We start from the raw sequence: 21187 nt of genomic DNA on the forward strand, positions 1-21187 counted from the left end.
GTAAAATAAAAGTACCTAAAGAAAAAGTTGTGAGTTTAAAGGAGTGCTAGGTTTGGAAGAATTAAAAAGAATCCTCTCTGTTTATCCGAAACGTATGATAGATTTAACCCGTTTAGAAGAATTGACAAAATCCTTCGTTCATACTTATGAGGAGTTTGCGGACGTCATTCTGCAATTGGAAAAGGACCAGATACTGGAAATGGTAAAATCCAAAGGACGGACGGCACGGACTCCATCCCTCGCCTATCAGTACCGTATTCAAAAAAGTGTTTTGGCCTCAAGCCATCACCAAGAATTGCAAATATACCGGAATAAATTGCATCCCGCCATACTACTTGATGAATACTTCCGGATTGATCCGGTCGTATGGAAACAAGACCTTCCCTTTATTGAAAAAATCGATCATTATTTAAAAGCGTTTGGTTTCCCCAATGAACCGGTTCCGGCACCTGAGCGTAGTTTTGAACTGGTACATGATGAAAAATGGATTGTCGAAAAGGGAGGAAAAGAAGTTTTAGAACGGATTGGTCTTTATGAACGGTTACAAATTATTCCGGTTTCAGAACCGTTAATGTTTGCGGTTAATCCGGGACAAATTCATAGAGAGAACCAATTCCATCTTATTGTTGAAAATAAAACGACGTATCAAGGATTGTTGCCGGCCCTCGTGGATACCGAATTTTCAACCTTAATTTATGGTAGCGGCAAAGTAATTATTAAAAGCATTGAACAATTTCCCGCTCAATATCCGGTCGAAGCCAATCATGAGTTTTTTTATTTTGGCGACCTTGACCGAGAAGGTGTGTCTATTTGGTACTCGTTAACGAAGCGACAATCGGTAAAATTAGCATTGCCGTTTTACATTGCCTGTTTAGCCCAAGAACCGGTAAAAGGAAAAGGTTACCAATTAGAAAATCGAGAAGCATTACAAGCTTTTTTAACAAATTTTTCTAAACTCCATCAAGACAAAATTCAAAAATTATTACGACTGGGAACTTATTATCCGCAAGAAATACTAAAATCGAAACAATTGCAAGCGATTTGGAGGGAATCTGATTGGAAAGCCTTGATCTAAAAGAAATAACGACCGGTTACATGGAGCGGATGAGAAGGCTTGCCCTCTTTGACCCGTTATACGATTTGGAACGGAAACGGGAAGTTGACTTAGAAGGTAAAAACATTGATATGAAAGGCCTTGGTCTTTTAGCTTTACTATTTTTCTTTGAAAATAAACTGATTCGTGAATCAAAAACAGGTGTTAAGCAATTGGCGGCCTTTCTTAAAGAAATGACCCATCAAGTTTATATATTGCGTGACGAGAAATATGAAGAGTATGCCCGGACCATCATTCAAACGTTCAGACCGACACATGGGAAAAAACGAAGCTATGAATATTTTGATTGGGAAAAAAAGGAAACGGGTGTCATCGAATATTCAATACTAAAAGCAAACAATTTTGATGTGCAAACAAATGCACAGTATTATACATTGGATGACGACGGACTGGAACTGATTTTTGCCACAAAAGAGTTTTACAGCGAGTTTCAATTGTCAATCAATCAATTAATTTTACGAAAACAGCTGGAAAAGGGCGAGTTTAAAGGGGCCCTCAGACAAATTAATGAAATGCGGATTGATGTGGAAACCCTTGAGGACCGCATGGAGAAATTAAAACATGAAATCCAGCGCAGCATAGTATCTGAGGAAACCTTTGAACGTTACAAACAGCTTCTCGATGATATTTACGGCCGGCTCGAACGGGAAGACGAGGAATTTAAGGAGTTGCGTAATTTTGTCAAAGAAACAAGGGAACGGTTATATGCCCAAGATGTCCATAAGAAAGAACGAAATGCGTACAATTATATTTTAAAAATTAACCGCGAACTGGAAGAAGTGCATTATGAGCATTCCCACTTACTTGACCAGACTTTTCATTTAAAAAATACAACCTTAATGACAGCGCAGGAATCGCTTTATTATGCAGGCATGCAATCGTTCAATTTTGATCAGGATTTAGTGTCACGAGTCGTATCAGCACCACTGCCCATGGACGCAATGAAAGGGTTGCTTCATCCGTTTTTAAAAGTAGAGGAAAATCGGACATGGTCACCCCTTACTGTTTTGGCGGAACAAAACCTGGTTGAGGAACGCGAGGAAAAAGTGGAATATCATTTCCTTGACGTAAACGATGACAATACCAATGATCCGTATCGTTTATGGCTTACAAAAAAATACGGTGAATTAATGGAACTGTTTCTTCAATCCTATGAAAACAATGGTGTTCGAACATTATCCGGATTTTTTGCCTATTTGGAAAATCAAGGGATGGAGGAGATCTATCAACAAAGATACTTTTACGACTTCTGGCTGATTTTGCACCAGCGTTCACCGGTTCATAACGGAAACGAGGATGAAACAAGCGGCAAAACGGTGCTTGGTGAGGCACTGTCCAGCTTAAACGGACGGGTGTTAATAGTAACGGAAAGAAATATAATTATTCAAAAAGTCGACAGGTATTCCATCCAGGATATGACATTTGAATTGGAGGGGACAGACGATGGACTATTCAGAGAGTAAAGTAATCCAAGCCTTTCAACTGTATACAAAATTGGCGCGAGACGGTGTACTTGGTGTTGATAGTGTCCAACTATACAATGCCGATGACGATATCCGCGCATTACTAGACCTATTTAGTTACGAAGTCGATTGTGTCATCATTAAAACAAGTGAACAACTTTTCTTCGTACCAAAAACAAGGCTTTCTCCATTCCACGTATCCAATGATTGGATTAAGAAAAATTATTTACGGTCTGGCGCAACGAACGGAGACATTTATTTGCTCTATTTTTGTACATTAATCTTATTTGGCAGCTTTTATGACTCCTATCAAAGCCATGAGCCGACAAGACAATTTCTGTCATTGGAAGACTGGGTTCATTCTATCCAGGACCGCATCGACCAACTGAAGTCTCATGATATCGATGAGCTAAAAGAACTAGAAAAAGAGTTTTCTTATAATTGGACGGTAATCATCGAGAAATGGGATGATATGGATGATATTAAGGAAACCGCCAAACGACAGTCCGGAAATACGATCAGTCGATTAAGCTTTATCGACACGGTACGAAGATTTTTAAAAGACCAAGATTTAATCCAAGATATCGGTAATAATGAAGTGACTTTGACTGAAAAGGCGATGACCATTATTCAGCGGTTCTTTATGGAAGTCGAATTCAACAAAGGGATTTTTGAATTTATTTACGGTTTTGAAAAGGAGAATGAAGATGCCGGCTATCAGTAAAATCCGACTAACAAATGTAGTGTATGAAGAGGGAAAGAAACGCTATAATGATGAACTGTTTTTCTTTGATGGGTACAATGGTGCAATTCTACTTGAAAACGGCGGCGGGAAAACGGTTTTTATTCAAACGGTCCTACAGGCGATCATTCCCCATACTGACTTGGCTGAAAGAAAAATAAAAAACACATTAGTTCTTGAAAACGCACCGGCCCATATTGCGATTGAATGGTTAATTAATGAAAGACCGAGACGCTACGTCGTTACCGCGGTTACCCTGTTTACAACAAAAGACGGACTGGATTCATTGCGCTATGTGTATGAGTACGGAGCGGGTGACGCTCACAGTATAGAGGAAATGCCGTTTGTCAGGGAAGGGAAAAATGGAAAACGTCCGGCGGAAAAAGGAGAAATGCAAGATTACTATAGCGGCATGCGGGACAGAAATTTTTTAGCAAGAACCTTCTCCACAATTAAAGAATATCGAAAATTCATTGAAGAACAGTACCATATTATTGCCGAAGAATGGGATAGCATTGTTAAAATCAATAGCTCAGAAGGCGGTGTAGAAGCTTTCTTTGATGATTGTAAAAGTACGAATCAATTATTCGACCGGCTGTTAATCCCAACAGTGGAAAACTCGATTGCCGGTCATGATCCGAAAATGTTTGCCGATATGTTTGAAAAGCGACATGAAAGCTTAAAACAATATAAAAAATTAAAGGAAACGATTGAAGAAAATAAACGCATTCAAGCTGAGTTGGAAAAGTATGTGGCAACCTTTGAAAAGCTTCATATAGCAAAACTTGCATACGACAAGACAAAGCAGCGAGCAAAAGGCATTTGGGAAGAAATCCAGATGCAAAAAAGCAATATGAATGAAGAACACCATGGAATGATGCAAACATTAGCAGAGTGGCAATCAGCTTATGATCATTACCAAGTTAAAAAAGCTTCCTACCAAATCGCCATAGAAAAATCGAAATTTACGGCGCTGGAAAAAGAATATGAAGAAGTTTATGCCAATTTTAGCCAAAGGGAAGAGGAGTTGGCCAATGTTAACAGGGACTATTATTCTTTAAAACTCGCCAAACTAAAATTGGAGTTAAAGAACTATCAAGACGAATTAACCATGATTGAAAAAGAAATCGAAAAGCTGGACCAAACAGAAGAATTGGAGGACCTTGAAATCCAGCTGGAGGAAGCAAAACGGTCATTGCTCGGCTACTTTGTTGAAACAATGGACGAGATTAAAAAAGAAATTTCTCAAGTTCAATACGAGTTGAACCCGATTCAGGAACAAATCGAAGTGATTCAAAAACAATTGGATGAAGCCGGGAAACTCGAATCGGAAAAACAAAAAGAAACAGCTGCGATTGAAAATCAGATTCGTACACGTCAAACGGATTTAGCAAAACTGGAACAATTGCTCCTTGCTAATCCGAAACAACAAAAGGTGGAAAGTGAATATAAACTTTGGCAAGACCGTTATCAATTTTTAGACGAAGAAGTCATCCGATTAACCGGAGAATTAAAACAATTGGAACATGAGCAAAAAGAAATCAGCAAAATAATTGATGAACTGAAAACAGAACGGGAACAAGTGCAAAATTCTTTAAACCTTATTGAGAATGACAGGGAAAGAATTGATTATGAACAGCGAATACTTATTGAAAAATTAAGTCTGCTCCGCCCCGGGTGGTCGTCTCTTGAGTCAATTTATGATCTGGAAAAATCAATTTTCTCTCGACTTGAGGAGTCGATTGATATTTTATCAAAAGAGAAAAAAGAGTTGCTATATAAAGAACGGATTGCATACCGATTGGTAGACGATTACGGCAAACAGCAACTGTTTTTCAGCGATTCCTATATTGATTCTCACATAAAATCGTGGAAAAACCAATTTGACTATCTTCTTACCGGTGTCGAGTACTTACAAACCCTTGATGAACATGAATACGAGAAAAAGTGTTCCTATCCACTATGGTCACTTACACTCATCACAACGAATAAATCGAAACCGGCCTTACAAGAAAAATTGCAGATGTCAGCTGAACAATTGCATTTTCCAATCCAAGTAATGACGTTGGAAGAAGCAGCTACAGTTGATATCATGACGGATGACGTTCATACATGGGTGATTCCGCTTCATTGGCAAAAAGGAATGAACGAAGAGGCTTTTGACCATTGGAAAACAGAAATCAAGGAGCGGGCAAAAGTGGCAACCGATACTCGGGAAGCAAAAGAACAAGAACTGAAAAAATGGGAGACAGGCTTAAGAGATTTCCAACAATTTATTACCATGTACCCGTTTGAAAAAGTCCAACTATTAGATGAATCCCGTTCCGAACATACTGGTAAAATTGATGAAATGTCAAGAAAAATCAAGAATGAAGAGGAAAAGAGTGCGATCTGCCAAGAAAAAGGAAAACAAATTACTGAAACGATTTCTGAATACAAAGAAGAAATGCAGGGATTGGAACGAAATTTGGAAAGGGCGATGGAATACTTCCAATACGTCCGTGAAATAGAAGAGGCGAAGAAAAAGGAAAAACAACTACTTGATGAATTGGAAAATATTCAAAGAAAGATGACCCGTTGGAACCGGCAGTTGACTGATTATCAAATGCAGGAAAAATCACTGGTAGAACGAAAAAGGGATCTCGAGTCTAGTTTAAGATTCTATGAAAATCTTGATGAATATCGAGCTGTGCGTTCCTATAGTCCGATTTTTACCGGAGAAAGTAAACTGGCCATTCAAGAAAAAATGAACACGATTCAATTAAAATTGCAGAAAATCAGTAAAAGTTACGGAGAATGGAAAGCAAGACGGGAGAATGCCATTCAAAATATCAACCGAGTCCAATTAGATATGGACGAACTTCGGAAAGAGCAATCACAACTCAATGAAGAGCAAGTTTTTCCGAGTGATGGCGAACAATTAATGGAAAACACACGCCGGCTAATGGTTCAATTAGCCAAAGAAGTTAAACGTTTAGACAAGATGAAAACAGAAAAATTGGCGGCAAAAGAAGGGCAAAAAGGAAAATGGCAATTGACGATTGACCAGTTTCAACGGAATTATCCGGATGTGGAAATAGTCGAGTTTACTGAAGCCACTCTCGATGAAGAAAAAGACCGGTTAGCACAAGAAAAACGGGATTTGGACGAAAAGAAACAATTTATTGACACGCAACTGAGCCGTATTCAAAAAGAAATACAATCGATTAATGAAGCTGAACGGGAAATGGACCGTTTTATTGAAAAACATCATTTTGACGCACCTAATATTGAAGCGACTCCTTTAAATGCCGATGAGAGAATGGCGTTTACCTATCACCGAAAACCGTCTGTTCAATCGATAATCCGTGAACTGGAGTCGGCCCGAGAAAATGTTGACGGGGAAAATAAAAATGTCGGAAACGGGAAACAAACGTTCAGACAGTTTTGCCAAACCATTTCCGACTTTAAGATGCGAAAAATGGCGGAAAACGGCGTCGATTTTAAAGATACGTATGACGAATTACTCGAATTTCAGCGAAACATGGTCAAGCGAATTGAAATAGCAATAAATTATGCCAACGAAAGTATTCGCAAAGAAGATGCCGCTCTTCAGGCATTTATCAACCAAATTCATACGCATTTAACAACCATTGTAGAAGAACTGCGGGAAATTCCAAGAAAAACAAAGGTCAAAGTAGGGGATGACTGGAAAACCATTTATTCGTTCTCGATTCCGGAATGGGAAGAAGAGGAAGGAAAAAAACGAATCAGAGATTATATCGAATGGATCCTAACTCAATTAGAATCAGAACGCTATGTCAAACCGGATGGCAGTCAAGATGATATGAAAATAAGAAAAGATATTGAAATGTGGTTACAATCGAAGCAACTCTTGCAAAACGTTATGAAGAATGAAGCAATGAAAGTAAGCTGCCGAAAAGTAACGAATGAAAACAAGGTAACGACAAGATCGTATTCATGGGAACAAAGTAATGTCTGGTCCGGCGGGGAAAAATGGAGTAAAAATATGACATTATTTTTAGGGATTTTAAATTATGTAGCGGAAAAGAAAAAACAAAATCGCCCCAACACAAAACTTCATCGGGCCGTTATATTGGACAACCCGTTTGGTAAAGCTTCAAGCGATCACGTATTAAGTCCGGTCTTTTTTGTTGCCGAACAATTAGGTTTCCAAATCATTACGTTGACCGCCCATGCAGAAGGGAAATTTTTACAAGATTACTTCCCGATTATCTACAGCTGCCGGTTAAGGGAATCGAACGATAATAACAAACAAGTGATGACGAAGGAGCAATGGTTACACCGGGCATACTTCCAAGACCATGACCCGGTCGTCATCGAGCGACTCGGTCAAACAGAACAGTTGAGTTTGTTTGATATGTAGGGTGGATGCGACCGATAAAGGACAACCCAAGCTAGGGTAGCGTTATTGGTTTATAGTTAAATATCTTTTGAGAACAACGTCAGGTATTCGTGTGATAAGGATGGAAGGGTTATTGGTTATTATCTTTTGAGAACAACATTGAGAAAAATACTATCGGATTTGCTCTCTCTGATATGTACCTGTTTTATCCCGGCTTCTGTTTTGTGAAGTCGGGTCTTTATATGTTTGTTTGCCCCGGTAGTTGCATTTATCGAAGCGATCTTTGAAGGGCTGATAAGTGAGAACTGCGGAGTGGTAATGGAGGGACTGAAGTGAATATTGGACTTCCCTATTGGCATACGTATACTTAGAGAATGGAAATTTACTAATATGAGGGGGATTCCATGGGTGATTCAAAGAACTTCAAGAAGTTGAGTGGGAATCGTAAAACAGATCAACTCAATCAGTTCCGTGTTACCAATAAAGGAAAGAGGCTAACGTCTAATGAAGGGGTAAAGATCTCCAACAATGAATATACATTAAAAGCAGGAGTTCGTGGTCCAAATTTAATGGAGGATATCCATTTCTTTGAAAAACAAATGCATTTCGACCATGAAAGGATACCTGAGCGAGTTGTACAGGCAAGAGGGTTTGGGGCGCATGGCGAGTTTGAATGTTATAAATCAATGCAGCAATATACAAAAGCTTGTTTTCTTCAAGAACGTGGGGCAAAGACGCCTGTTTTTGTCCGGTTTTCAAATTTGCAAGGAAATAAAGGGTCGAGTGATACAACACTAGGGCCACGTGGGTTTTCAACTAAGTTTTATACGGAAGATGGGAATTATGATTTACTAATGTTTTCGGTACCGGTCTTCATACTCCACGATGCCTATAAGTTTGCGGATGCGATTCATGCACTGAACCCAGAGCCCCATAATGATATCCCGCAAGCATCCTCTGCACATGATAATTTTTGGGATTTTGTTGTGAACAATCCGGAATCAACTCATTTCGTTATGTGGGCAATGTCAGATCGAACGGCTCCAAGAAGTTGGCGAATGATGCAGGGGTTTAGTATAAATACATTTCGTTTTGTAAATGAAAGTGGGAAATCAACATATGTCAGATTTCAATGGAAACCTGTCCTTGGTGTCCATTCTTTATTGTTAGATGAAGCACAAATCATTGCCGGTATTGATCCCGACTATCATCGCAGGGATTTGTGGGATGCGATTGAATACGGCGCATTCCCTGAATATGAACTAGGTGTGCAGATACTTGAAGAAGGGGAATCGGCTGAATTTGATTTCGATATTTTAGATCCGACAAAGCTATGGCCGGAAGAGGTTGTCCCTGTAGGCGTTATTGGTAAAATGACTTTAAATCGGAATGTAGATAATTATTATTCAGAAGTAGAACAAGTGGCATTTAATCCGGCCAATGTCATTCCGGGAATAGATTTTTCAGATGATCCGATTTTACAAGGAAGATTATTTGCCTATAGGGACACACAAATGCATCGACTGGGTAGCCCAAACTTTAATGAAATCCCGATTAATCGTTCGGTTTGCCCGGTTCATAATTATATGCAAGGGGGATATATGAAGCAATTCATTTCTGTTGACAGAGTAAATTACCAGAAAAATTCTCTGGCCAATAATTTTCCAGTTCCATCTCATCCAAGCGAAGGCGGCTATACGCATTATCCGGAGAAGGTCGAGGGCTATAAAGTTAAAGCTGTCCCTGATTCATTTAAAGATTACTTTTCTCAGCCAAAAATTTTCTGGAATAGTTTATCGTTTATTGAAAAACAGCATTTGATTCAAGCACTTTGTTTTCAACTCAGTAAAGTTCAAAGTCACTCAATTCGTGAGAAAGCTATACAAATGCTTAGCCATGTGGATGCAGGAATGGCCACCATGATAGCTGATTATGTAGGAGTCGAGCCACCAAGCGGAGGTAACCAAGTTTCAGTCACATCTTATTTCCCATCCTTAAGTATAGCAAATGCGACGAAATATCCAATAACGTTAAGAGTTGGCATTTTGATAGGTCATAATTTTGACGATGAAGAAGTAGGGGATATCATTCATGCACTCAAGAAACACGGCATCTTTATAGATTTTATTAGTGAAAAGCTGGGAACAATAACTGGAGTTGACGGAACAAAAATCACTGTCAGCCAAACTTTTTTAACAACAAACCCGAATTTATATGATGCACTTTATGTTGTTGGAGGAAGTTCGAAACGAGAAAAGAAATTCAACCAAGAGATGATGAATTTTTCCATGGAAGTATATAAACATTATAAACCAATCGGAGTTGCAACGAATGCTGAGAAATATCTTCCGGTATCGGGAGAAAATAATTTATTGGGCGTTGTATTTGCTAAAAATAATCCGAACTTTAAAGATGAATTTATTACTGTCATTGCAGAGAGGCGATTTTGGGAACGGGTCTGACCCACGGTACAAGCTAGACCCGGCTAAAGGTGTCTGTCCCTTCGTACATGTAAATAGTTGAGGAAGACCGCACTTATAACTCCTGCGCTCATCAAAGTTCCTTAGCCACTTCTTACATGAAACAGTTGAGACAGACCCTATCTACAAGAGCTGCAGTAATGATCCCTACCGTATATCGAAACAAATCCACAACAAGAAATCCTTTCCCTAAAATTAATGAGCCCAGTACAGTCCCCCGAATCTGATTAACCCAAACTGCTTGATACAGTTGACTAAATTCGATAGTATAGCTAAACAAAAAACTAAGAATAATAGCTGTTAACCGGCTCCTTCCCACGAATAGGAACCGAAAACCGAAATACACCATCCCAGCCCAAATTGTATCCCCGGCATTTTCTGCAATAAATAATGGGAGCATCTGACTGTACTTCCTCGATGCTAGTCCTAATAAGATGGTAATCACCACAGCAATCAAATAAGTGAATCGCGGGTGATGAGTAAAACGGTTCATAAACATTTGTTTTTTATGCAATTTGATTCCCCTTCGATATTGAGATTCCCACTATGTAAAATTTACTAATCACCTTAATCCTTTGCCTGCTCCAGTCAGGCACCGTCGTATACTAATTGCTTATAAAATTTTTCATCTGTCCAATATGATGTTGATCATGCCAAATAAAATCGTTAACATATTGATGTATAGTAAATAGATTTCCGTCTGCATCTTCATGTGCTTTCATGAAATCTTCATCAGTAAATGATTTTAATAGACTTAAAATTTCCCCGCGATATTGAATCGCCTCCAATGATAATTCCTTCAAACAGCATTTTTAAATCGTTAATCCGTCTTTCTTTTTCTTTTGGCAACTTTACATAAACGCTACAGAGTATAATATTAACATAATCGTGATTCGAATTTTCAAAAATATTATATCATAACCAAACAAATGTTTCAATTAATTTCTGTTTATGTAAATATTTACACCATAGCTTCTTAAATATAATTTTAATCTGTTTCATTTGAACAAAATATTGCATCTGTGAGTCAAAATATATATAAATTATGAAATTTTGCTTAAGTTTTCATAAATGAATAATGAAATATGGCTTTAGTATTTGCCAAATTCAATTATAATGGAAGTAACAGATGTTTGGAAAAAAGTATGGAACGACAACAAGAAAGTGATTACACTAATATTATATATAACAATTGTTTATTGTGATTTATTGGGAAATGTAAATGATGATCAAATAAAAATAATTGAATAACTTTGTAGGGGTTTTAAAATGGAAACAGATAAACGGTTAATTGTAAATTCTAATAATGGCAATTTACTAAATGAATTAATCAAATCATTAAATGAGTGTGAATCTTTCTATTTTAGTGTGGCCTTTATTAATTTCAGTGGTCTTCAGTTACTTTTAGATTCCTTAAAAGAAGCGGAGTATAGAGAGATAAAAGGAAAAATAATTACTTCTACATATTTAAATTTCACCGAGGTCAAGGCGCTAGAGAAAATTCGTACCTTTAATAATATAGACTTAAAGGTATTTCATAATTTTGATGAAAAAGGGTTTCATACAAAAGTTTACATTTTTGAATATCAAGATACATTTAAAATAATCATTGGATCCGCAAATATTACGCAAAGTGCATTAAAAAGTAATATTGAGTGGAATGTTGAAATTGTCTCCAAAAATGAATCGAATTTTATAAAAGAAGTTTTAAAAGAATATAACTATTTGTGGAAAATAAGTGAAGAAGCAACTGATGAATTTTTAAACGAATATCAAAACTTCCTAAAGACAATAAACAAGTCAAGGCCAATGTCTCAATTAACATTTGAAAGAAATTATATTGTTCCCAATCGAATGCAAAAAAGGGCGATTGAAAGCCTTGAGCGATTGAGAAATTATGGAGAATCGAAAGCGTTGGTTATTGCTGCGACTGGAACAGGAAAAACATATATGTCAGCTTTTGATGTGAAAAATTATAAGCCTAAAAAACTACTATTTGTCGTTCATAGGGAAGAAATTTTAAAGAAAGCGCTGGAGACATTCAAATTTTTATTACCCAATGAAAATATTACTTTTGGATTGTTAACAGGAAATACAAAAGACAAGAATGCTGATTATATTTTTTCAACGATTCAAACTCTTTCTAGATGTTATCACGAATTTGGAAAAGAAGAGTTCGAATATATTATTTACGATGAGGCTCATCACACAACAAGTCCCAGTTATCAAATTGTTATGAATTATTTCATCCCAAAATTTATGCTAGGGATGACCGCAACACCTGAACGTAGTGACAATATGAATGTGTTTGAACTATTTAATAATAATGTGGCTATTGAAGTTCGATTACATGAGGCTTTAGAAGAAAATTTAATTATCCCTTTCCATTATTTTGGAATTACAGATATTGAGGGGATAGATTTAAGTGATGTGGATATTGACGATATTGCCGAAATAACAAAGCGGTTAAATGTAAATAAACGGGTAGATTTCATTATTGAAAGAATGAATTTTTATAGTCATGATGGGGACAAACGAAAATGTTTAGGGTTTTGCGCAAGTATCGAACATGCAAAGTATATGGCTGATGAGTTTACTAAGCGAGGTTATCCTAGTGTCTATTTACATGGTGAACATTCCCCTGATGAAAGAACTTATTTTATTAATCGATTAGAAGATGATAAGGATGAACTTCAAGTTATTTTTTCTGTAGATATTTTTAACGAAGGAGTGGACATTCCCTCAATTAATACCGTCCTCATGTTACGGCCGACAAGTTCTCCTATTGTTTTTATTCAGCAGTTAGGTAGGGGATTAAGAAAGCATGAAAGTAAGTCATTTTTGACGGTTCTTGATTTTATTGGCAATCACTCAAAGGTTTTCTTAATTGCAATAGCTTTGAATGGAAGTCGTTATTACGATAAAGAAAGCTTAAAAGTGGCAGTGTCTACAGGATTTGCCAATATGCCGGGTGCAACTCATATTCAAATGGATGAAATATCGAAAGAACGCATTCTCGAACAAATTGATCGGGAAAATTTTAATTCATTAAAATATTTACGTGAGGAGTATTTTGAATTTAAAAAAATGAATCAAAGGAAAATTCCTTATCTTTTAATGGATTATTTAAAATATGATGGCGCACCCGATCCAGTAAAATTTATTAATCGAGAAAAGACCTATTTACACTTCCTTGCAAAAACTGAGAAGAAAGAAGGAATCAAAAAATTATTACTGAATGATGCCTTTGAAAGAACTTTAAAAGATTTGTCAGCAAGACTACCTTTAAAGCGAATCTATGAGTTGGTTATTCTTAAAATTTTGCTTGAGCAACATGAAATTACGATGAAAGAGGCAAAAAGCGAGATTTTAAAACACGTTGAAAAGGTTGATGACGATAGTATTCGCCATGCTTTTGAAGTGTTGAACCAGGATTATTGTGATAGAGGACAAATTAATCGGGGTGCCAAACTTCTTGAAATTAAAAATGGTAAAGTGTCAAGAACAGAAATGTTTTATCTTGTCCTTCAACATGACCAATATCGTAAATATATAAAAGATGTCATTCATTATGGCATATTTAGATATGAGAAGGAATTCAAACGGGATTATTATGGTGTACCTCATTTCAAATTATATGAACAATATCAAATGATGGATGTCGCCCTTTTATCAAATTATCGCAAAGTACACAGTTCGTTTAGAGGATCCGGTCTCTTAACAAATGGAAATGAATATTTTCTTTTTATTGATTTGCATAAAGAAGCTAATATTAAAGAAAGTATTAATTACAAAGATAAATTTATTGATAGGCGGTATTTTCAATGGCAAACCCCAAATAGCACGGCACAATCTTCTGAAAGAGGGCAAAGTATTATTTTCAATCAAGTGCGGGGTATCCATCTTCATTTATTTGCTCGGAAATATCGGGAAATAGATGGAAAAACAGAACCGTATATTTACATTGGTAAGGGGAATACGGTTCATTATGAAGGAGAAAAGCCAATTACAGTAAAACTTGAACTGGAGCATGAAATTCCTGCCAATCTATATACTGAATTTACACAAATGGTATAGTCTTCTCGTATTTGAGAAGACTACTTTTCATTCATTAATAATTTTACTGCTGGGATATCTGCGGGTGCCCAAACAAGTGAATTTAGATTTTCCTTTTTTAGCCAAATGAATTTTGAATGTTCAACTGGTACAGGATTTCCTTCAATAATTTTTGCCTTTATTGCAATTAAATGAATAATAAAAGTTTCGTATTCATGAATGTTTTCATTATGAATATCAAAAGTCTCAATTTTACATTTAAATTCTTCTTCTATTTCTCGCTTTAGTGCCGTAAAAACATCCTCATCCGCTTCGACCTTGCCACCGGGAAATTCCCAATGATTTGAAATTGACATTTTCGGTGACCTTAATGCACAAAGAATCTCACCTTGGTCATTTTCTATAACGCCTGCAACTACTTTAATTTTCTTTTTCATAATAAATCTCCTCATAAAAAACTAGATATATTTATTATAATATACTCTTAGTTTCGTACCTAAAAATATTTGTGGTTAAAAATAAAAATAGCAATAAAAAAGCCGCATAAACACTGATTATTTGTTATGATTAGAGTACTAATCCAATGTTATGATTAGAGTACTAATCCAAAATAAACTAAAGGATATGTTTTATACAGGAAATAAGTAAGGAGATTTCAAACTCATGAGGTTTCCAATTATAGGGAGGCCATGTAAATTTTCAAATTCCGCTTCCTTTGCCACAAGGAGGGCTTTCCAAAATTATATGTTAATCGGAGGAAATCGACAAATAATATGAAAAATAAACGGACAAGGCCTATTTTCCTTATCCCGAAAATAATTATAAAGTTAAGAAAAGCAGGTGATATTCATGAGTGAGGAAGTCTTATCAATTCGTAATTTGCGTAAAAATTTTGGAGAGAAGGAAGTTTTGAAAGGGGTGGATCTGCACGTTTACCGTGGGCAAATTATCGGATATATCGGTCCAAACGGTGCGGGGAAGAGTACGACGGTCAAGATTTTGCTCGGTTTGGAAGGGGATTATTCCGGGGAAATAAAAATATTTGGCCGTGATATTTCTAATGGTGATATTAGCTATAAGAAAAAAATTGGGTATGTACCCGAGATGGCCGATGTTTATGATAATTTAACAGGTTATGAGTATTTAACATTTGTTGGCGAGCTATATGGGCTAAACCATGACTTAGTCGAATATAAGGCCAAAGGATTAATGGATCTGTTTGGCATTGGCGAGGTTTTTCATACGAGAATTGCTTCCTACTCAAAAGGGATGAGGCAAAAGCTGCTGATTATTTCAAGCCTTCTTCATAATCCGGAGCTGCTTTTTTTGGATGAACCGATTAACGGGTTAGATGCGAATAGTGTTATGGTCTTTAAGGAAATATTGGCTGAACTGGCTGCACAGGGAAAAACGATTTTTTATTCATCTCATATTATGGATGTCGTTGAAAAAATCAGCAGTCGTATTGTTTTGCTGAATGACGGACAGATTGTTGCAGATGGATCTTTTGCCGAGTTACAAAAGAAACAGGGCGGAACACTGGAAGAAATTTTCAATCAATTAACCGGGTTTCATAACCATGAAGAAATTGGAAGAAGATTCGTTTCGCTCGTTCAAGAGGTGTAATAATGGAGACGAGAGATTTTAAAAGATTAAAAGTGTTGGACAAGTTGCAATGGTTTTTTGACCGCATGGGTGTTAATTATTCGGTAATGAGGAAAATTTTACAAGTGAAGATGATTATGGATGAGCGTAGAGTCCCAACGATCTTCAACCAAAATAAGAAAAAAGACGGGACCGTGAAAAAAGAAAGCAATGGATTCATCAAATCGTTATGGGTCTACTTATTGATGAGTTTATTTTTGCTGCCGTTTATTTTTTTAGGCGGGAATTATTTATTTCAAATGAGTTTGATTTTCGGGATCATCATGTTTATGGTGATGACGACGATGGTATCGGATTTTTCAACGGTGCTTTTGGATATTCGCGATAAAAATATTTTATACACAAGACCAATTGACCGAAAAACAATTAATATGGCGAAAAATGTTCATGTTATGTTTTATTTGCTGTTATTAACTGCTGCACTTGTCGGGATTCCGGTGCTGGCCGGTTTATTTCGGCACGGCGCGATCTTTTTCCTTATTACTGTAATTGAATTAATTTTACTAAATATGTTTATTGTTGTCATCACGGCGCTGATCTATATGGCAATTTTAAAGTTTTTCGACGGTGAGAAACTAAAGGATATAATTAACTATGTACAAATAATACTTTCGCTCTCGATTATGGTTGGCTATCAAGTTGTTGTGCGTTCATTTGAGCTTGTTAATCTTGATATTGTTTTTATTCCAAAATGGTGGCATCTTTTTATTCCGCCAATCTGGTTTGCAGCACCTTATGAAATGTTTTTAAATCACGTGTTCAGTCCGACAATGGTTGTTCTCAGTGTTTTTGCTGTACTGATCCCAATTGCTTCCTTTCTCCTTTATCTTCGGTTGATACCTTCATTTGAAAAAAGCTTGGAAAAACTGTCAGCACTTCAAGCGCAAAAAGAAAAGAAACGAGGAAAAATTGGAGAAAGTTTGCTGAAACTGATTTGCCGAGACCAAACGGAACGCGCGTCTTTTTGCTTTGCCGGCATCATGATGAAAACGGAACGCGATTTTAAGTTAAGAGTCTACCCATCGCTTGGGTTTTCAATTGTTATTCCATTTATCCTATTTTTTAACCAAATCGCCTCGCAACCTTTTGCCGAAACAGCTGCAAGCAACTTGTATCTTTCCATCTATTTTGCAATGATTGTCATTCCGTCTGTTGTACTAATGCTAAGTTTTTCCGGCAAATATAAAGGAGCCTGGATTTTTCAAGTGATTCCAGTCCAAAATATGGAAATGATCATTAGCGGGACATTAAAGGCGTTTCTGGTCAGGTTGTACGTTCCTATCTATGTCCTGTTAAGCGTGATTTTTGCCGCTATATTTGGCGTTCGTATTATACCGGATTTGGTCATTGTCTTTTTAACATCGTGTCTGTACACCTTAATTTGCTTTTTGTTCAGAAAAATTACCATGCCGTTTTCTGAACCATTTGAGGCAGCGAAAGAAAGTGATTCTTGGTATATTTTTGGCCTCATGCTCCTCATTTTACCGTTCTTTGGTTTGCATTATTTAAGCTTATATCTTCCGTTTGGAAAATATTTATATATGATTGTCTTGGCGGTGGCCCTCATTTTTGGGGGGAGATGGGCGATAGGCTTGAAGTTGAAAAATGTCCGTGTGTAATCATGTATTTATTTGTGGAAAATATAAGGTTGATAAAAGCTAGTTCACTTAACTAAAAGATTTGGAGGGTCTGTCATCCAAATTTGAAGTAGAGACCCTCCCCGGGGTGTTTCAAAGCAACGGATTCCCTTTCATCCCTATCCATAGTTCAGACTGTTCTATTTGTGCGGCAAGTTGTAGGAGCCAGTCTTCTTTTCCTTTTGGCGCCATGAACTGGACACCGAGGGGAAGTCCGCCAGCAGTTAAATGAACCGGAACACTCATTGCCGGTTGACCGGTTAGATTCGCCAGTTGAGTGAACGGGGTGTAAGTAAGACTGGCTTCGAACATATCATAGACAAGTTTTTGCTGTTCGACCTTAGTCAGCTCACCAACTTTCATTAGTTCGGCAATTTCTTTTTCTGTCTGGGTGAGTTCGCCTACTTTCGGTGCTGCGCTTGCTGTGGCAGGGGTTAAATAAAGATCATATGTACGATGAAACTCAGCCATTTGTGCTGCGGCCACATCCCATTCATCAAGGCTTCTAGTATAATCAGCTGCAGTCACCGATTTTCCTGCGACGGTCAAAACCCAGGCAACAATTTCCATATCCCCCACAGTAATTGGCCTTCCGAGTGCCTCCTCGATTGACGCTACCATTCCGGCCATTTCACCACAATTCATGATGTAATAATTTTTTATTAAGCGGATTCCATCAACATTATTTGCTTTTTCTTCTACTTCATAACCTTGTTCTTCCAGCCATTTGATAGTTTTATTCACGGCTAGACGTGCCTCCTCACTGACAGGGGTTCCAACAGGTGACTCCGTTGTGAACGCAATCCGGAATTTTCTCTTTTCCGGCTTTTCAACAACGTCCTTAAACTTGCCGGGGAATAACGGTGTTTGGTAGGCTGCTTCCGGTTGTACTGTTTGCAAAAGATCTAGAAGGGCAGCACTATCTCGAACAGATTTTGTTAAGGCAAAATCAATCGAGGCCCCTTGCCATTGCCGGCCGACACCGGGTCCAACCGGAGTTCTTCCCCTTGTCGGTTTTAAACCGAATAGTCCTGTAAAGGAAGCGGGAATCCGAATTGAACCGCCGCCATCACTTGCGCCGGCAATCGGAACAATCCCTGAAGCGATACTGGCAGCCGAACCACCACTCGATCCTCCTGGAGAATATTCGGTATTCCATGGATTCCGTGTTGGACCGTGGACTTCCGGTTCGGTAATATTTTTTAAACCAAATTCCGGCGTGTTTGTATGACCGATAAAAAGGAACCCGGCTTTCCGGAGCCGTGCAACAAAATTGGAGTCGCGTTTGGCGATATTATCAAGAAACAGTTTGGAACCGGATGTTAACGGCTCACCTTTAACAGCTTGAGATATATCTTTTAACACAATCGGAACCCCGGCAAATTCTTGCTCGCCAATCCGGAGTTCAGCTATTTCTTGAAATACTTTTTCTTTCCGTGTACGAATGACCGCGTTTAGCGTTGGATTAACTTCCTCTAACCGTTTAAAGGCGGCTTCAACTAATTCTTTAGGTGATACTTCCTTTCGTTTCACCAATTGGGCAAGACCAATCCCGTCCAAAGCCATATATTCATGCTTGTCCATATATTTTTCCCCCATCTTGCATTTTTGAAAAATCTTTCCAGTTCAATTGTAAGGGAAATGCATTACTTTTTAAAGGAAGGTGAATTTGCATATAAATGAAAACTCAATCAAAGCAAATTTTAGAGAAATTATTTGTCCCTCTCTGGCTTATGTTCCCAATGAAAACGAACACTTGCCTGACTAATATGAAATCGCCCGATAATCAAGCAATTCACACCTTCTACTGTTATTTAAAGTTTTTATTCTACCTTAACGGTTAAACAAATTTATGGGAAAAGTGAAACCAACTTACATTTAATCCGTATTTTCGTTATATATACATAAACAATGACTTTTATAAAGGGAGAGGATAAAATTATTTAAAACTTTTAAATTAGTTAGCTTCCGATGAACCGTATTTTTCCTTAAAAAATATCAACTAATAAGGTTATATTATATTGTGCGGACCGAGTTTTAAACGAACGATCAGACGATTTGGAAGAACAATGTGAAGAACGATAATACGACAACAGAAGGGATAGTATAAATGAATAAACATAAAGAAAACGACTCTTTTTCTGATTTGAAGCCTTTTGAAAAGATTTTAGTTATTGTATCATTGATCCTTCTTGTAGTCTTGGCACTTTCCTTTATAATTGGAATTTTCTTTTTTGGCTTTGCCGGACTATTTCACATCTTTGGCGTTCATTATGAATCGATTCAGTCACTAATTCTTTTTGCAGTTGTATATTTTATAGTCGCTCTTATTCTAGATTTCCTATCGATTCTGCTTTTTGGTTTACTATCAACATATATAACAAACAAATTTAATTTATTTGTTACCCGGATGATTTTGGACTGTCTCTTTTCCTGGATTGCTCTCCATACAGTAGATGATGTAATGGAATCGATAACCATTCCACTAATGACTGAAATTGTTGTTGTGATTGTATTCTTTATTATTGAAGAAGCATTTGAAAATAAAAAAGACAAAAAGGAATAATAAAATAAAATTTACTTTTTTCCTAGATGATTGTGTTACTATATTTATTGACTTTTGATTTTTACATAATGTAGGAAGAAAAGGAGAAGTTCCATGAAGACAAAGTCGATTCAACTCAATCATTTTCAACAAATGCTCTCTCAATTTATGGAAAAGCACCGTATTAAAGATTTAGTTAACGATTTTGATTTCCACCATGAAGCAAAGGTGTATCTTGGCAGCGGTCAGATGTTTAATGATTTTGGCCGACTAGGATTAGAATTGCTGGCGGATTTGTGTGAAGCGGTTCACTTAGATTATTATTTGCCGCAACATAATGATGAGATTAACAAAAAAGATGCAAATCATTTAATTACGAATGCGATGATTGCAGACGGTGATAATCAGCAACTAGAACAATGCCAATTTATGTTAAGTCATTTTACTATTCCGGAAGATAGCGGACTTAGTGCCGAGTGTGGTCGGTTTGCTTATATGCGGAAGGCCAATCCGGAAAAATATTGGGCCAGTGTGGCGATATTGGACGATATTCGCAGTTTAACAATTCCGAATCCGGAACAAAAAGGGATAGAAAACCAAGCAATTTATATGAATTCCTATACAGCCGGATTACCTGATTATATAGGTGAAACTTTATATGACTGTTTTCAATTTTTCTTTAAAAGTTATAAAGAACATAAATGATTGACTTATAAGGATAGTTTAACGACCTGAATTAAAAATAATCAGTACATACCAAAATCATCTAATTTGAATAGCAAATTTGTTCCATAGAGCCGTTCTATGAGACAGTTCAGCCCCAATTTCCGACGATTTTGTCCCATAGAATGTGATTCGGTCAATCCTATGGGACATTTCGATTTGTATTTCTTCTAATTTTGTTCCATAGAGCCGTTCTATGGGACATTTTTACATATTTTTCCACTCGAAATGTTCCATAGAGCTGTTTTGTTAGACATTCTGTTCTTCCAAATCTTGTGTGATATTATCAGGGGATTTTCTTGGGTAACTAATCATCAAGACATAATTTAAAATACTTTATCGATCCGGACAGTTCCGGGGATATTATTGCCGATAGCTGTTCACTCCAAACAAATC

14 protein-coding genes are annotated in these 21187 nt (G+C 37.0%); 10 read left to right on the forward strand and 4 right to left on the reverse strand.

Translation table 11 applies throughout. The annotated features are described in order from the left end of the window. Positions 1–43: 43 nt before the first annotated feature. The 5 genes from BT1A1_RS05370 (at position 44) to BT1A1_RS05390 (ending at position 10147) form a co-directional block, all read left to right on the forward strand. Positions 44–1075 (forward strand): Wadjet anti-phage system protein JetD domain-containing protein, encoded by a 1032-nt coding sequence (locus BT1A1_RS05370; protein ID WP_375293561.1) that lies wholly within the window; start codon positions 44–46, stop codon positions 1073–1075. Beyond that, on the forward strand, positions 1057–2577 hold the full coding sequence (locus BT1A1_RS05375; RefSeq protein WP_034768878.1) for a hypothetical protein: 1521 nt from the start codon (positions 1057–1059) through the stop codon (positions 2575–2577). Before BT1A1_RS05370 ends, BT1A1_RS05375 begins: the two co-directional genes overlap by 19 nt. Further along, entirely contained in the window at positions 2558–3301 is a 744-nt protein-coding gene (locus BT1A1_RS05380; protein WP_034768879.1) for a DUF6063 family protein, read from the forward strand. Before BT1A1_RS05375 ends, BT1A1_RS05380 begins: the two co-directional genes overlap by 20 nt. Next, a complete protein-coding gene (locus BT1A1_RS18185) occupies positions 3285–7706 on the forward strand; it encodes a coiled-coil domain-containing protein (RefSeq protein ID WP_034768880.1) in 4422 nt (1473 codons plus the stop codon). The genes BT1A1_RS05380 and BT1A1_RS18185 overlap by 17 nt, the downstream gene beginning before the upstream one ends. 383 nt (positions 7707–8089) lie before the next feature. Beyond that, entirely contained in the window at positions 8090–10147 is a 2058-nt protein-coding gene (locus BT1A1_RS05390; RefSeq protein ID WP_034768881.1) for a catalase, read from the forward strand. 112 nt (positions 10148–10259) lie between these two features. Here BT1A1_RS05390 and BT1A1_RS05395 read toward each other — a convergent pair whose 3' ends face one another. Both BT1A1_RS05395 and BT1A1_RS05400 read right to left on the reverse strand, forming a co-directional pair. After that, complete coding sequence (locus tag BT1A1_RS05395; RefSeq protein WP_330939312.1) at positions 10260–10679, reverse strand: ribosomal maturation YjgA family protein; 420 nt, start codon at positions 10677–10679, stop codon at positions 10260–10262. A gap of 91 nt (positions 10680–10770) precedes the next feature. After that, positions 10771–10953 (reverse strand): DinB family protein, encoded by a 183-nt coding sequence (locus tag BT1A1_RS05400; protein WP_051989020.1) that lies wholly within the window; start codon positions 10951–10953, stop codon positions 10771–10773. Between the two features lie 481 nt (positions 10954–11434). Between BT1A1_RS05400 and BT1A1_RS05405 the strand changes: the two genes are divergently transcribed. Further along, positions 11435–14242, forward strand: coding sequence for a DEAD/DEAH box helicase (locus tag BT1A1_RS05405; RefSeq protein WP_034768882.1), 2808 nt, complete (start codon positions 11435–11437; stop codon positions 14240–14242). Between the two features lie 20 nt (positions 14243–14262). On the opposite strand, the gene BT1A1_RS05410 is transcribed toward BT1A1_RS05405, so the two are convergent. After that, positions 14263–14658, reverse strand: a complete 396-nt coding sequence (locus BT1A1_RS05410; protein ID WP_034768884.1) for a (deoxy)nucleoside triphosphate pyrophosphohydrolase — start codon at positions 14656–14658, stop codon at positions 14263–14265. A 412-nt stretch (positions 14659–15070) separates the two neighbouring features. Between BT1A1_RS05410 and BT1A1_RS05415 the strand changes: the two genes are divergently transcribed. Then, positions 15071–15847, forward strand: a complete 777-nt coding sequence (locus BT1A1_RS05415; protein WP_034768887.1) for an ABC transporter ATP-binding protein — start codon at positions 15071–15073, stop codon at positions 15845–15847. 2 nt (positions 15848–15849) lie between these two features. Beyond that, on the forward strand, positions 15850–17505 hold the full coding sequence (locus tag BT1A1_RS05420) for an ABC-2 family transporter permease (protein ID WP_034768889.1): 1656 nt from the start codon (positions 15850–15852) through the stop codon (positions 17503–17505). A gap of 111 nt (positions 17506–17616) precedes the next feature. On the opposite strand, the gene BT1A1_RS05425 is transcribed toward BT1A1_RS05420, so the two are convergent. Beyond that, the gene (locus BT1A1_RS05425) at positions 17617–19107 is read right to left on the reverse strand and encodes an amidase (protein WP_034768891.1); all 1491 of its coding nucleotides are present in this window, start codon (positions 19105–19107) and stop codon (positions 17617–17619) included. A 526-nt stretch (positions 19108–19633) separates the two neighbouring features. Between BT1A1_RS05425 and BT1A1_RS05430 the strand changes: the two genes are divergently transcribed. After that, on the forward strand, positions 19634–20089 hold the full coding sequence (locus BT1A1_RS05430) for a YrvL family regulatory protein (RefSeq protein WP_034768893.1): 456 nt from the start codon (positions 19634–19636) through the stop codon (positions 20087–20089). A gap of 93 nt (positions 20090–20182) precedes the next feature. Beyond that, a complete protein-coding gene (locus BT1A1_RS05435) occupies positions 20183–20773 on the forward strand; it encodes a nucleoside 2-deoxyribosyltransferase (protein WP_034768895.1) in 591 nt (196 codons plus the stop codon). Positions 20774–21187 lie beyond the last annotated feature (414 nt).

It is taken from the genome of Caldibacillus thermoamylovorans (genome assembly GCF_000751775.1).
Classification (GTDB): Bacteria; Bacillota; Bacilli; order Bacillales; family Caldibacillaceae; genus Caldifermentibacillus; species Caldifermentibacillus hisashii.